This is a genomic window from Vibrio sp. bablab_jr001, assembly GCF_016464285.1.
Classification (GTDB): domain Bacteria; phylum Pseudomonadota; class Gammaproteobacteria; order Enterobacterales; family Vibrionaceae; genus Vibrio; species Vibrio fluvialis.
The window spans coordinates 87,430-101,650 of the sequence record NZ_JACDWZ010000072.1 but is presented as its reverse complement, the minus strand read 5'-3'; the positions used below and the strand labels follow the sequence as shown (position 1 = coordinate 101,650).

General features: G+C 52.8%; 12 protein-coding genes. 4 read left to right on the top strand and 8 right to left on the bottom strand.

All coding sequences use genetic code 11. From position 1 onward, the window contains the following. Positions 1–25: 25 nt before the first annotated feature. The 7 genes from rraA to priA form a co-directional block, all read right to left on the bottom strand. The gene (gene rraA, locus JIG40_RS11055) at positions 26–553 is read right to left on the bottom strand and encodes a ribonuclease E activity regulator RraA (RefSeq protein WP_020329402.1); all 528 of its coding nucleotides are present in this window, start codon (positions 551–553) and stop codon (positions 26–28) included. Between the two features lie 75 nt (positions 554–628). After that, positions 629–1,546 carry a 1,4-dihydroxy-2-naphthoate polyprenyltransferase gene (locus JIG40_RS11050; RefSeq protein WP_199465347.1) on the bottom strand — a complete coding sequence of 306 codons (918 nt, stop codon included), beginning with the start codon at positions 1,544–1,546 and terminating at the stop codon, positions 629–631. Positions 1,547–1,634: 88 nt separating this feature from the next. Further along, positions 1,635–2,966: an HslU--HslV peptidase ATPase subunit gene (gene hslU, locus JIG40_RS11045; RefSeq protein ID WP_020329400.1), complete on the bottom strand. Its 1,332-nt coding sequence runs from the start codon at positions 2,964–2,966 to the stop codon at positions 1,635–1,637. Positions 2,967–3,007: 41 nt separating this feature from the next. Beyond that, positions 3,008–3,562: an ATP-dependent protease subunit HslV gene (hslV, locus tag JIG40_RS11040; RefSeq protein ID WP_020329399.1), complete on the bottom strand. Its 555-nt coding sequence runs from the start codon at positions 3,560–3,562 to the stop codon at positions 3,008–3,010. 135 nt (positions 3,563–3,697) lie between these two features. Next, positions 3,698–4,255, bottom strand: a complete 558-nt coding sequence (gene ftsN, locus JIG40_RS11035; protein WP_199465346.1) for a cell division protein FtsN — start codon at positions 4,253–4,255, stop codon at positions 3,698–3,700. 129 nt (positions 4,256–4,384) lie between these two features. Beyond that, positions 4,385–5,392 (bottom strand): DNA-binding transcriptional regulator CytR, encoded by a 1,008-nt coding sequence (cytR, locus tag JIG40_RS11030; RefSeq protein WP_020429332.1) that lies wholly within the window; start codon positions 5,390–5,392, stop codon positions 4,385–4,387. A 304-nt stretch (positions 5,393–5,696) separates the two neighbouring features. Then, positions 5,697–7,898, bottom strand: coding sequence for a primosomal protein N' (gene priA, locus JIG40_RS11025; RefSeq protein WP_199465345.1), 2,202 nt, complete (start codon positions 7,896–7,898; stop codon positions 5,697–5,699). A 245-nt stretch (positions 7,899–8,143) separates the two neighbouring features. On the opposite strand from priA, the gene rpmE reads away from it, so the two are divergent. Then, a complete protein-coding gene (gene rpmE, locus JIG40_RS11020; protein ID WP_020329395.1) occupies positions 8,144–8,362 on the top strand; it encodes a 50S ribosomal protein L31 in 219 nt (72 codons plus the stop codon). A gap of 211 nt (positions 8,363–8,573) precedes the next feature. Beyond that, positions 8,574–9,851 carry a malic enzyme-like NAD(P)-binding protein gene (locus JIG40_RS11015; RefSeq protein WP_024373675.1) on the top strand — a complete coding sequence of 426 codons (1,278 nt, stop codon included), beginning with the start codon at positions 8,574–8,576 and terminating at the stop codon, positions 9,849–9,851. A gap of 76 nt (positions 9,852–9,927) precedes the next feature. Here the strand turns inward: JIG40_RS11015 and metJ are convergent, their stop codons facing one another. Further along, complete coding sequence (gene metJ / locus JIG40_RS11010; RefSeq protein WP_020329393.1) at positions 9,928–10,245, bottom strand: met regulon transcriptional regulator MetJ; 318 nt, start codon at positions 10,243–10,245, stop codon at positions 9,928–9,930. 218 nt (positions 10,246–10,463) lie between these two features. Between metJ and JIG40_RS11005 the strand changes: the two genes are divergently transcribed. Next, positions 10,464–11,630, top strand: coding sequence for an O-succinylhomoserine (thiol)-lyase (locus JIG40_RS11005; protein ID WP_020329392.1), 1,167 nt, complete (start codon positions 10,464–10,466; stop codon positions 11,628–11,630). Beyond that, positions 11,630–14,041: a bifunctional aspartate kinase/homoserine dehydrogenase II gene (locus JIG40_RS11000; RefSeq protein WP_020329391.1), complete on the top strand. Its 2,412-nt coding sequence runs from the start codon at positions 11,630–11,632 to the stop codon at positions 14,039–14,041. The genes JIG40_RS11005 and JIG40_RS11000 overlap by 1 nt, the downstream gene beginning before the upstream one ends. Positions 14,042–14,221 lie beyond the last annotated feature (180 nt).

Genomic DNA, 14,221 nt, shown 5'->3' with positions numbered 1-14,221 from the left:
CAATGCTGGCTTTTTTCAATCTGATTCAGAGAAGTTCGTCTTCCACTTCATCTTCTTCGCTGTCGAGGTCAGCCGTATTGAGCGGCTCCTGCGACAGGATGATACCGGTATTGTCGGCGTAGAGGTAATCTTCCGGCAGGAACGTTACGCCACCAAAGTTAACCGGTATATCCACTTCACCGATACCTTGTGATGGAGCGCCAACCGGAATCGATGCCAACGCCTGAATGCCGATGCTCATGTCTTCCAGCTCATCAACTTCACGCACGCAGCCGTACACGACAATCCCTTCCCATTCGTTCTCTTCGGCTATGGCCGCCAGTTCAGCATCAAGCAGAGCACGGCGTAGTGAACCGCCACCGTCGATCAGCAGTACACGCCCAAGACCATCTTGTTCGAGCGTCTCACGAATGAGGCCGTTATCTTCAAAACACTTGATAGTCGTGACCTGGCCGGCAAATGACGCGCAGCCACCGAAATTGCTAAACATGGGTTCTACCACATCCACTTGGTCGAGATAGATATCACATAACGCAGAGGTGTTATATTCCATAGCCTTAGTCTCTTTACGAACAGTCTTTCAACGAGTATATCGGGTCAGTAAGTCAATGCAATGACAGAGTGCAAATTAACTCGTCAGAGTTTGAGCTATAACCACTCCAACAAACAAAAGGTTAGTGACGAGTGAACACTTGACGATCACTGGCAACATCGGAGCAATCTGCGCTGGTTTCTCAGAGACCCACACTGCTCGGCCATGCTTGGTCACCATAATGAGGCTCAGCAGAAACGGTAGGCTGATCCACAGCGGCTTGCCTTGCATCAGCAGGTAACTGGCAAACGCCAGCACAGCGCCTGTCAGCAGCAGAAAGTGGTAGGTTTTCGCACGCTGCTGCCCCAAACGCACAGGCACGGTACGCTTGCCGCACTCGGCGTCGTTTTCGATATCGCGCATGTTGTTGACGTTGAGCACCGCCACCGCCATCAAACCGCAACCCAGCGACGGCAGAAACAGGCTCCACTCGATGTGGCCAGTGTGCAGGAAGTAAGTGCCAGACACGCCCAACAGGCCAAAGAACAGGAACACCGACAAATCACCAAGGCCCACGTAACCGTAGGGTTTGTTGCCTACGGTGTACGCAATCGCCGCCATCATCGCCAGCACGCCTAAGCCAATGAAGGCCAGAATGCTTTCCAGACTATCCAGCGCGTAGAACACTAACGCCAGCCCGGCGATAATCGTCAGAGCGATATTGATGACTATCGCCCGCTTCATGTCGGCCAGCGACACTTCGCCCGACTGAATGGCGCGCATGGGGCCGAGACGTTTTTCGTTATCGGTGCCTTTTACTGCATCGCCGTAATCATTAGCCAGATTGGACAGAATTTGTAATAAGGTGGCGGTCAGCAGGGCCAGCAACGCAATCGGCAGTGAAAAGTGCCCGGACGAAAACGCCAGTGCGCTGCCGGTAAAAATGGAAACCAGTGCCAAAGGCAACGTCTTAGGACGTGCGGCATCAAACCAGATACTTAATGAGTTATTCATGAGAACGAACAATTGATCAACATTGGCTTCAGTATACGCCCAAGTGCGTAATATGAAAAAGCCCACCAGATCAAGGTGGGCTCAGAAATTACAGAATAAAGCGGCTGAGATCTTCGTCTTCGACCAGCTCTCCGAGTTTGGAGCGCACATAAGCCGAATCAATCGTCAGACTTGCACCGGCTTTCTCGGTGGCGTCAAACGAGATTTCATCCATCAGACGCTCCATTACCGTATGCAGGCGGCGGGCACCGATATTTTCGGTGGTTTCATTCACCTGCCATGCGGCTTCAGCAATCTGTTTGATGCCATCTTCCGTGAAAGAGATGTCAACGTCTTCCGTCTTCATCAGTGCCATGTACTGTTCGGTCAGCGAAGCTTTTGGTTCAGTCAGAATACGTTTGAAGTCATCGCTTGATAGCGCTTCCAGTTCAACGCGGATTGGCAGACGACCTTGCAGTTCTGGGATCAGGTCCGAAGGTCGCGCCACCTGGAATGCACCCGACGCAATAAACAGAATATGGTCGGTACGAACCATGCCGTGCTTGGTGGATACTGTGCTGCCTTCAATCAGGGGCAGCAAGTCGCGTTGTACGCCTTCACGAGAGACATCAGGGCCAGACACTTCACCGCGCTTACAGATTTTGTCAATCTCATCGATAAACACGATGCCGTTGTTTTCAACGTTGTAAATCGCCTGCTCTTTCAGCTCTTCCTGATTAACCAGCTTCGCCGCTTCTTCTTCCGTCAGCGCTTTGAACGCATCTTTGATTTTCAGTTTACGTTTTTTCTTGGTGTCACCACCCAGATTCTGGAACAAGCCCTGCAGCTGGTTGGTCATTTCTTCCATACCAGGAGGCGCCATGATTTCCACGCCCATCTGCGGCACTGCCACGTTCACTTCGATCTCTTTGTCATCCAACTTGCCTTCACGCAGTTTCTTACGAAATACCTGACGCGTGTTGGAGGATTCATCGTTCTGTTCCGCTTGGCCCCAGGCATCACGTGCCGGTGGCAGCAAAGCATCGAGAATGCGTTCTTCCGCTTGCTCTTCAGCGCGGAATTTCACTTTTTCCATTGCTTGTTGGTGGGTCATCTTCACCGCAACGTCGGTCAAATCGCGAATGATGGTTTCCACCTCTTTGCCCACATAGCCCACTTCGGTGAACTTGGTGGCTTCAACTTTGATGAACGGCGCATTGGCCAGTTTCGCCAGACGGCGGGCAATTTCGGTTTTACCCACACCCGTTGGGCCGATCATCAGAATGTTCTTTGGCGTAACTTCCACACGCAGGCTCTCTTCAAGCTGCATACGGCGCCAGCGGTTACGCAGAGCAATTGCAACCGCGCGTTTTGCTTTGTCCTGACCGATGATGTGACGATTCAGTTCATGGACAATTTCACGAGGAGTCATTTCAGACATAATGGTTTCCTTCAAATTCGGTGGCAAATCACACGCGATTATTATTCTGCCGCTGCAGGCAATAAGCCTTCAGGAATTTCCAGTTCTTCGATGGTGTGATGATGGTTAGTGAACACGCAGATATCACCGGCAATCGTCAGCGCTTTTTCTGCGATTTCACGTGCGTCTAAATCGGTATTTTCCAACAGGGCAATCGCTGCCGCTTGAGCAAAGTTACCGCCGGAACCAATCGCAATCAGATCGTGTTCTGGCTGCAGCACATCACCATTACCCGTGATGATCAGCGATGCCGTTTCATCGGCTACCGCCAAAATGGCTTCAAGGCGACGCAGTGCGCGGTCGCTGCGCCAATCTTTGGCCAGCTCTACCGCGGCTTTTGTCAGGTGCCCCTGATGCATTTGCAGTTTGCTTTCAAAGCGTTCGAACAGCGTAAATGCGTCCGCCGTACCACCCGCGAATCCGGCCAATACTTTGTTGTTGTACAGACGACGAACTTTACGCGCATTGCCTTTCATTACGGTATTGCCAAGCGAGACTTGTCCGTCACCTGCGATGACAACTTTGTTATTACGACGTACAGATACGATGGTAGTCACGATGAACCCCTTTGTGGTTTTCACTATCAAGATAGTGGATATATGAGGCTGGAAAATCAAAATTCAAGGATTGAATCGTCAGCACAAAGTAAAAACGCCCGGCACAAAGTACGGGCGTTTTTGTTATTCACGAGATTACTGCTGCTCTTTCCAAATCGCACAAGGTTCAATTTTAGCGCGTTGCAGTTTGTGCTTATCACGCTCCGCATCGCGTTTGAATTTGTACGGACCGAGGACCACGCGATACCAGCTGCTGTCTTCTTTCTTGCGGATTTTGCTACTCAACCCTTGGAAGGCGATATCCAGTTTACGCGCTTCCGCCTGCTGCATATTTTTGTACGCGCCGCACTGCATCACGTAAGGAATATCGGAGACCTGCAGCTCTTTGGCTTTGACCTCAATCTCACGACTCGGCAGTGATTCAACATAATCCCACTTCTCCGTCGGAGGCGGTGGCAATTCATTGGTCGCTTTAGGTTTGCTGACGGACTTCGGCTTGGTATCCACCACGACCGGAGTGGGTTTCGGCGGCTCAGGATCCTGATTGAGCAGATACAGCCCATAGCCAAAACCGGCAACCAATAGCGTCGCCAACAGGCCACTACGCCAAGGTTTTCTACGTCGAGGAGCTGTTTTTTTTGGGGTCGGCTTTTTCGGACTACGACCGCGCCTTACATAATCTTTATTAGCCACAGACAAATTCAAAAGTTGACAATTTTGCCCACATGTTAAAGCAGTTTCGCGGCAGATAACAGAGCGGAAATGGAAGCGGCGCATCAAAATACGCCGCTTATTTCAAGGAAATGTCAGGTTTGAAGCTGCTTACATCGAACGAGGCGGCGCTGCACTCTCACGCACCACCAGCTGAGTTTCCAGCAAACGTGAGCCGGCACGCACGTCATGACCACGCAGCAATTCCAGCATCATCAGCATCGCCTGACGGCCAATCTCGTAGCGAGGCTGAGAGATGGTCGTCAGCGGTGGATCGCAGTACTGGGCGAATTGAATGTCATCAAAGCCCACCACAGAGAGATCCTGCGGTACGCGCAGTCCCAGACGTTTCGCTTCCTGAATCGCGCCAATCGCCATGGTATCGTTGTGACAGAAGATAGCCGTTGGTGGCTCAGGCAGGGCCAATAATTGACGCACCGCTTTGGCTCCGGACTCAAAAGTAAAGTCACCACTCATACTGTAGGTCGGATTGCGAGTGATACCCGCACGACGCAGCGCCTGCTGATAACCTTGCTGACGGAACTGACACAGCACCGCGGCTTCCGGTCCTGCGATTTGTGCCACACGTTTGTGCCCCATCTGAGTCAGATAGTTCACGGCTTCAAACGCCGATGTCAGGTTATCAATGTGTACCGTAGGTAGCTCAAGCTCCGGCGCAAACTCACACGCCATCACCATCGGTGGCAGGTTTTTCTGCTCAGGTTTGCTCACATCAAACGGCAAGTCAGTCCCCAGCAGTAACATGCCGTCCGCTTGTTTGGTAAACACCAGGTTCACAAATGAGCTTTCACGTTTTTTCTGCTGTCCGCTGTCGCCCAGCAGCACCAGATAACCGTGTTCCATTGCAGCATCTTCGATACCACGAATGATCTCTGTGTAATAAGGGTCACAGATATCCGGCACTATTGCGACAATGGTTTTTGACTCATTGCGGCGCAGATTTCGGGCCAAAGAATTCGGTGAATAGCCAGCTTCTAAAACTGCCTCCTCGACCCGCTTACGGGTTGAGGCTGAAACTTTTTCGGGATTCATCAGAGCGCGCGAGACCGTCGCCGTCGAAACGCCTGCAAGCTGGGCAACATCCTTCATTGTCGCCATGTGTAATTACCCTCTTTCTCGGTTCTCATCGTGCAATTGCACTTTTTTATGATTATAGGATTGCGAGTTGTCCAATTACATTCAGAAGTTCGGCACTCCTTTTACCCAACGTCTGATACCGCTTTGGACGAACTTAAGCTCGATTTTATGCAGCGAAAACGTTTCACTGACAAAATGTTGCGAATAGTCTATTCGTTTCCGCATAGAAAGTTACGGTCTGATTAACAAATTTTGCATCACAAGCGTGATTTTAATCACGATAAGAAGGATTTTACTTTTCTGACAAAAGCAACAATAAGCAAAATCAGCTCAGATCCTGCGGTTCGATGTCCAATGACCAGCGAACTTTCCCCGCCAGTGGCAGCAACTGAATCGCAGGTTTGGCACTGGCGAGCAGCTTTTGCATCACTGAACGGCTCGGCGCCTGCAGCAATAATTGCCAGCGGAATTTGCCCGCGCGTTTTGCCAGAGGCGCAGGAGTTGGGCCGAGGACCATGCAGCCCTGTTCACACAGCGGATGCGCTTCTAAGGTGTGTCTCACCTGGCGCAGAAAATCTTCCACCATTGGCGACTGGTTGCCTTCGGCGCGAAACAAGGTCAGATAAGTGTACGGCGGCAATTGCGCCAGTTTGCGCTCAGCCAACGCCTGCTCGGCAAAATGGTTGTAGTCGTTATTCAGCAAAGCTTGCAGCAAACTGTGCTCGGGATGATGGGTCTGCAACACCACTTCGCCGGGTTTACTCGCTCGGCCCGCACGGCCGGCGACCTGAATAAACAGCTGCGCCAGACGCTCAGAGGCACGAAAATCGCTGCTGTACAGCGAGCCATCGACATCCAGTAGCGCTACCAGCGTCACATCGGGGAAGTGGTGACCTTTGGCCAGCATCTGCGTGCCGATCAGAATTTGATATTCGCCGCGGCGAATCGCGTTGAGTGCCGATTCGAGACTGCCTTTGCGGCGCGTGCTGTCGCGATCGATACGAATCGCTTTGTATTCCGGAAACAGCTCACCGAGCTGCGCTTCCAGCTGCTCGGTGCCGACACCGACGGTCACCAGATGCGTCGAGCCGCAGCCCTGACATTGGTGAATCACCGGACGCTGCGAACCACAATGGTGGCAGCGGATTTCATTGCTGTACTGATGATAGGTATAGTAGGCATCGCAGCGCTGACAGTCGGCAATCCAGCCACATTCGTGGCACATCAGCGCGGGCGAAAAACCGCGACGGTTGAGGAACAGCAACACCTGATTGCCTTGCGACAAGTGGCGGCGCATTTCGGCGATCAGCGGTGCCGACAAGCCACTTTCAAGATATAAGCCTTTGACGTCTAACACCCGGTTAGTGGTCGGCAGTGCCGCTCCGGCGCGCTGCGTCAGTTGCAGATGATGATATTTCCCGGTCAGCGCATTGTGCAGCGTTTCCAGAGCCGGCGTGGCCGAACCCAGCACAATCGGCACCTGCTCAAGATTAGCGCGCATGACAGCGACATCCCGCGCGTGATAACGCAGGCTGTCTTGTTGTTTATAAGAGGCGTCGTGCTCTTCATCGACAATAATGATGCCGAGATCGGCAAATGGTGTCAGCAGCGCCGAGCGCGTGCCAATCACAATGCCCGCAATTTTATCGCGCGCCGCCAGCCAGGCATTGAGGCGTTCCGTTTCATTCAGCCCCGAGTGAATCACTTCGACCGGCACATCAAAACGTTTGCGAAAACGGTTGATGGTCTGTGGCGTGAGGCCGATTTCCGGCACCAGCACCAACGCTTGCCGCCCAGCCTCCAGTACCGGCTTGATGAGATTGAGGTAAACCTCCGTTTTACCCGACCCCGTGACGCCTTGCAGCAGATAACAACCAAAACCACGCTGACTGTTCACCGATGCAATCGCAATCGCCTGCTCCTGATTGAGCCTAGGTTTATCCACCTGAGCTTCAATCGCCTTCGGCCACGGTCGAAACTGCGGCTGCTTTTCAGTGACTTCAATCCAACCTTTGTCTTGCAAGGTATTCAATGTGGCACTGGACACTTCTTCATCCAGCATGATCTGATGCGCCACCGGACCCGATTGCACCAAATGCATCACCTGAGCCTGTTTAATCGCCCGGCCAAAACCCTGCATCAGTTGATCACGGCCACGTTCGGTAATCTGCCACTCTTTACTGCTGGCAAAATCGGCTGGTTTGCCTTTGCGCAGCGCACCCGGCATCGCATTGGCCAGCGTGTCGCCGAGTGGATACTGATAAAACTGGCTACACCAGTGCAGCAGGCGGTACAGGGTCTCCGGCCACACGGGCTGCGAATCCAGCACCGCTTTGATCGCTTTTAACTGCTCACGCGGAAATTCCGATTCCTGCACCAGTGCCGTGACGATGCCGACCAGCGTCTGGCGGCCAAACGGCACCGACACCCGTCCGCCGATGATCGGAAACAGATGGCTGGGAATCAGGTAATCAAATTGCTTATCCAGTGGCACCGGCAAGGCAACACGGGCAATAGTTGGGCGCATAACAGTCCGTCAGCAGTCAAAAATGGTGAGAAATCACAGTCTACTGGATGCGGATGGGAAATTCGACCCACAATAGTGGCGAAAATAACGCCGAAAGCGGTTGATCCGAAGCGGGGGATTCATTAATATATCGCGCCTTGAAGATGCTTGGTCAACAAGGCTGAGTATCGAACAGTATCATTAACATTACGTGTGGTGTCCGACGTTGATTCGGATAGCGACACGGCCTAAATTGAGGTTATCCCATGAAAGCTGGTATCCACCCAGAATACAAAGCAGTAAACGCGACTTGCTCTTGCGGCAACTCTTTCGTTTTCAACTCTACTCTAGGTAAAGACTCTCTGCACCTGGACGTATGTGACAAGTGCCACCCATTCTACACTGGTAAACAACGTGTTGTTGACACTGGCGGCCGTGTTGATCGCTTCAACAAGCGTTTCGGCGCACTATCAAGCAAGAAGTAATTACTGCTTCACGCGAAGATTCAGAAAAGGACGCTCCGGCGTCCTTTTTTCATGCCTGCAATTTCTCCTCACTGCGATCACAAAACAGCTGGTCTTATCAGATTAAATCAGTCAAGTTTTGTACGATTGACTCGCAATCCTGCCTAGGCAGCTTGACAGACATCAATTAGAATAATTCTCCTTTTCCAAAACAATAAGAGAACCTCCCCCTATGTCCGATGACAATCGCCAACAACTGACTCCGGAAGAAACTTTCCGCCAACGCGCACTGGATTACCATGCCCTACCTATTCCAGGAAAAATCGCTGTTTCTCTAACGAAACCAGCAGATTCTGCTGCTGACCTTGCTCTGGCTTACAGCCCGGGCGTGGCGGAACCGGTGCGTGAAATCGCACAAAATGTCGACAACGTATACAAGTACACTGCAAAGGGAAATACCGTTGCAGTTATCTCCAACGGAACGGCGATTCTCGGTCTGGGTAACCTGGGCCCGATGGCATCCAAACCGGTCATGGAAGGTAAAGCCCTGCTGTTCAAACGTTTTGCGGGCCTAGATTCTATCGACATTGAAGTCAAACACCGCACCATCGACGAGTTCGTCGATACCGTCGCGAACATTGCCGACACCTTTGGTGGCATCAACCTGGAAGACATCAAAGCTCCGGACTGTTTTGAAATCGAACGCCGCCTGATTGAACGTTGTGACGTACCCGTGTTCCATGATGACCAGCACGGTACCGCGATCGTCACCGCTGCCGGCATGCTGAACGCGATTGAGCTGCAAGGTAAAAAGCTGGAAGAGTGCATCATCGTCTGTCTGGGTGCCGGCGCCGCTGCCGTCGCCTGTATGGAACTGCTGATCAAATGTGGCGCAATGCGCGAAAAGATCTACATGCTGGATCGCAAAGGTGTGATTCACACCCGTCGTGACGACCTGAACGAATACAAACAACTGTTCGCGAACAACACCGACAAACGTACGCTGGAAGATGTGATCGCCGGCGCTGACCTGTTCCTGGGCGTTTCGGGTCCGAACCTGTTGCCAGCCGACGCACTGAAGCTGATGGCCGACAAACCGGTGGTGTTTGCGTGTTCCAACCCAGATCCAGAAATCAAACCAGAACTGGCTTACCAAGTGCGCAGCGATCTGATTATGGGTACCGGCCGCAGCGACTACCCGAATCAGGTGAACAACGTGCTGTGTTTCCCATTCATCTTCCGTGGTGCTCTGGATGTCCGCGCCAGCGAAATCAACGATGAGATGAAACTGGCTGCGGTCGACGCGATTCGTCAGCTAGCCAAAGAAGAAGTGCCAGCAGAAGTGCTGAAAGCCGCGGGTGTCGACAAATTGTCTTACGGCAACGACTACATCATTCCAAAACCAATGGACCCTCGCCTGCTACCACGCGTAGCAAAAGCGGTGGCTCAGGCTGCCGTGGATTCGGGCGTTGCTCGCATCGAAATGCCACAAGGCTACATGGAAGCCTAAGCACACTTTGCTTCAAGTGAAGACAAAAAAACCCTGGCTAATGCCAGGGTTTTTTAATGCGTGTCGGTCCGTGGGATCAGTCGTCGTACGCTTCGAACTCAATGCCCATTGCGGTCATCAGTTCTTTCACTTCCGCCGGAATGTCATCCGGGCGGTCTTTACGCAGATCTTCATCCGTTGGCAGCGGCTGGCCTGTGTAGGCATGCAGAAACGCTTCACACAACAGTTCACTGTTCGTTGCATGACGCAGGTTATTGATTTGGCGGCGAGTACGTTCATCCGTCAGCACTTTCAGCACCTTAAGCGGAATCGATACGGTGATTTTTTTCACCTGCTCGCTCTTTTTCCCATGCTCCGCGTATGGGCTAATATATTCGCCATTCCAGTCTGCCATTGCGCACCTTCGTTGTTGGATTCGAGTTGAATATTTTCAAAGTCCCCAATTTTAGCGGGATTTACTGCCATAAGCAAAGACATATAGACGTCTAGAAGTGTTGACGTCTTCTTTTTTGGTCAGTAAAGTGTGATGTTATTCAGCGGGGTGAACAGAAATATTAAGGTTCACTGCCGACTTGGAAGCCAAAACACCGTCAATCAGGAAAGGAAACGCTCATGACCAATCGCAAGCCAGCGACCGTTGCGGTCCGCACGGGTATTGAATCTGACACTCAATACCACGCTGTTGTTCCACCCATTTATCTCTCGACCAACTATGGCTTTCCTGCGTTTGGTGAAGTGCCAAAATACGATTACACCCGCTCTGGTAACCCGAACCGCGGTTTGCTGGAACAGGCACTGTCTGAACTCGAATGCGGTGCCGATGCGGTGGTCACCAACTGCGGCACTTCGGCGCTCAATCTTTGGGTCAGCGCGTTTCTTTCTCCACAAGATTTAATCATTGCGCCGCACGACTGTTATGGCGGCACTTACCGTTTGTTTAACACCCGCGCGAAGAAAGGCGACTTCAAAGTGCTGTTTGTCGATCAGTCCGACGAGCAGGCTCTGGCGGCGGCGATGGCCCAAAACCCGAAACTGGTGCTATTGGAAACCCCGTCCAACCCATTGGTGCGTGTGGTCGACATCGAAAAAATCTGCCAGCAAGCCAAAGCCGTCGGCGCCTTGGTAGCGGTCGACAATACCTTTTTGACACCGGTGTACCAAAAGCCTCTGACGCTCGGCGCTGACTTTGTGGTGCACTCCACCACCAAATACCTGAACGGTCACTCGGACGTGATTGGCGGCGTGATCATCAGTAAAGATGCCCAGCATGCCGAAGAGCTGAAATGGTGGGGTAACTGCATCGGCGCGACGGGTACGCCGTTTGACAGCTACATGACGCTGCGTGGCTTGCGCACGCTCGGCGCACGTATGCGCGTGCATGAAGAAAGCTCACAGCAAATCCTTAACTATCTGCAAAGCCAGTCATTGGTAAAAGTGATTTATCACCCTAGCCTGCCAAACCATCCTGGTCACGAGATTGCGAAAAAACAGCAGGTCGGTTTTGGTTCAATGCTGAGTTTTGAGTTTGGCGGTTCGTTTGAGCAACTGAAATACTTCGTCGGCGAACTGGAACTGTTCTCGCTGGCAGAATCACTCGGTGGTGTAGAGAGTCTGGTATGTCACCCCGCCTCAATGACTCACCGCGCGATGGGCGAAGAAGCTCTGGCGGAAGCGGGCGTCTCACAGCAACTGCTGCGTTTGTCAGTCGGTCTGGAAGATGCTTCCGACCTGATTGCCGATCTGGATCAGGCGTTTAATAAAGCCAAGGAGGCCTTTTAATGACAATTTCGCGTCAGCTGCATAAATTTGGTGGTAGCAGTCTCGCAGACCCGGAATGTTATCAACGCGTCGCCCATATTCTGCAGGAATATTCACAGGCCGACGATCTCGTGGTGGTCTCCGCGGCGGGTAAAACAACCAACCGCCTGATTGCCTTTCTCGATGCTCTGAATAAAGACGGCCGTATTGCGCACGAAGCGCTGCAATCCCTGCGTCTATATCAAAGCGAACTGATTGAAGGTTTGCTGGACGGCGACACTGCCGATCAGCTGCTCACCCAACTCAACAACGAATTTGTCGCCCTGGGCGAGCTTGCCGCTCCGCTGAACAAAGCGCAACAAGCGGCGGTGCTCGGTCACGGCGAAGTGTGGTCATCACGCCTGTTGGCAGCGCTGCTCAACCAGCTCAAACTGCCAGCGGTCGCTCAGGACGCTCGCGCTTTCCTGCGCGCCGAGAGCGGCACGCAACCGGAAGTCGATCGCGCGCGCTCTTATCCGCTGATCAAGGAAGTACTGGCACAACATGCCCATCATCGCGTCATCATCACCGGTTTTATGGCGCAGAACGAAGCAGGCGAAACCGTGTTGCTCGGCCGTAACGGTTCTGACTATTCCGCGACCGTAATTGGCGCGCTGGCCGAAGTGGATCGCGTCACCATCTGGAGTGATGTCGCAGGCGTGTACAGCGCCGACCCACGTCTGGTCACCGATGCCTGCCTGCTGCCACTGCTGCGTTTGGATGAAGCCAACGAACTGGCTCGCTTGGCCGCACCGGTACTGCACAGCCGTACTTTACAGCCAGTGGCACAAAGCGCGATGGATCTCAGCCTGCGTTGCAGTTATCAACCAGAATCCGGATCCACCCGCATCGAGCGCGTGCTGGCTTCGGGCCGCGGCGCAAAAATCATCACATCGCTGGAAGAAGTTCTGCTGATTGAACTGGCGTTTGTGCATGGTCACAACTTCCAGCGCGCTCAGCAAGACGTGCTGGAAAAACTCCAACGGGCGCAGTTGGAACCGCTGGCATATGAAGTTCAGGCCGACCAACAATACCTGCGTCTGGCCTATACCGCAGAAATTGCCTCTGGTTCGCTGGCCTTCCTGCAAGATTTAGGTATTGAGGCGGAAATCAAACTCAAAGAAGGTTATTCCATGGTGGGCGCGGTCGGTGCAGGTGTCACCAAAAACGCGCAGCACAGCTATGGGTTCTTCCAACAGCTCAAAACCGCGCCGGTTGAATTTGTGTGCGAAGCGGAATCCGGTCTGAGCCTGGTCGCCGTGCTGCGCCAGACGGCTGTCGAACCACTGGTCACCGGCCTGCACACGCAACTGTTCCAGGCACAAAAACGGGTCGCGCTGGCTCTGTGCGGGAAAGGCAACATCGGCTCCAGCTGGCTGAAGCTGTTTGCTGAGCAGAAAGAAGAGCTGGAAAAGCGTCATGGCATGAACTTCGAACTGGTGGCGGTGATTGACAGCCAGACTTACTGCTTCAAACCACAAGGTATCGATGCAGCAAAAGTGTTTGCTCACTATAACGACGAAGCCGTACCAAACGATGGACAAACTTGGTTGACGCAACTGGGGAATATTCAGGGCTTTGACGAAGTGGTGGTGCTGGATGTCACCGCGAGTCAGGAACTGGCGAGCCGTTATCTCGATATCGCCGAACACGGCATGCATCTGATTTCGGCCAACAAAGTGGCGGGGTCGGCCGCGGGTGATTACTACCAGCAAGTGAAAGACGCATTTGCCAAAATCAGTCGCCATTGGTTGTACAACGCGACCGTTGGTGCCGGCTTACCCATCAATCATACCGTGCGCGATCTGCGTGAAAGCGGCGATGAAATTACCGCGTTGTCGGGTATATTCTCTGGCACGCTGTCGTGGCTGTTCCAGCAATACGATGGCCAGGTGCCGTTCAGTGAACTGGTCGATCTCGCCTGGCAACAAGGCCTGACCGAACCGGACCCACGCTGCGATCTCGATGGCTCTGACGTAATGCGTAAGCTGGTGATTCTGGCGCGTGAATCGGGGCTGGAAATCGAACCTCAAAACGTACGCGTTGAATCCCTAGTGCCGGAAGAACTGCGCGATCTGTCACTGGATGATTTCCTCGATAAAAGCCAGTTGCTCAATGAGCGCCTGGCCGAACGTCTGGCGAAAGCACAGCGTCAGGATAAAGTGCTGCGTTATGTGGCGCGCCTCGAAAAAAATGGCAAAGCCACCGTTGGCGTGGAAGCACTCGATAAAGAACACGCGCTGGCGAATCTGCTGCCGTGTGACAACATCTTTGCCATCGAGAGCAAATGGTACCGCGATAATCCGCTGGTGATTCGCGGCCCGGGAGCCGGACGTGAAGTCACGGCAGGCGCGATTCAGTCGGATCTCAACCTGCTCGCAGGCCTGTTGTAAGCATGATAAAGCTCGCCAAATTGGCGAGCTTTTTGTTGTTTGTTCTACTATTAATTTTTATATCAGCACATTCGTCGAACTTGAAGGTTACAGGCAGAAAATGCGACTAACGTGCTGAGAACGTTGTTGAATTAACCTCACGATCAACATGAAAAATATTCATATTGGCAAGGTTGACAT

Coding starts and splice junctions, on each gene's coding strand:
- JIG40_RS11000 (WP_020329391.1), top strand. CDS start 11,630: ATGACAATTTCGCGTCAGCTGCATAAATTTGGTGGTAGCAGTCTCGCA.
- JIG40_RS11005 (WP_020329392.1), top strand. CDS start 10,464: ATGACCAATCGCAAGCCAGCGACCGTTGCGGTCCGCACGGGTATTGAA.
- rpmE (WP_020329395.1), top strand. CDS start 8,144: ATGAAAGCTGGTATCCACCCAGAATACAAAGCAGTAAACGCGACTTGC.
- metJ (WP_020329393.1), bottom strand. CDS start 10,245: ATGGCAGACTGGAATGGCGAATATATTAGCCCATACGCGGAGCATGGG.
- JIG40_RS11015 (WP_024373675.1), top strand. CDS start 8,574: ATGTCCGATGACAATCGCCAACAACTGACTCCGGAAGAAACTTTCCGC.
- JIG40_RS11050 (WP_199465347.1), bottom strand. CDS start 1,546: ATGAATAACTCATTAAGTATCTGGTTTGATGCCGCACGTCCTAAGACG.
- cytR (WP_020429332.1), bottom strand. CDS start 5,392: ATGGCGACAATGAAGGATGTTGCCCAGCTTGCAGGCGTTTCGACGGCG.
- priA (WP_199465345.1), bottom strand. CDS start 7,898: ATGCGCCCAACTATTGCCCGTGTTGCCTTGCCGGTGCCACTGGATAAG.
- rraA (WP_020329402.1), bottom strand. CDS start 553: ATGGAATATAACACCTCTGCGTTATGTGATATCTATCTCGACCAAGTG.
- hslU (WP_020329400.1), bottom strand. CDS start 2,966: ATGTCTGAAATGACTCCTCGTGAAATTGTCCATGAACTGAATCGTCAC.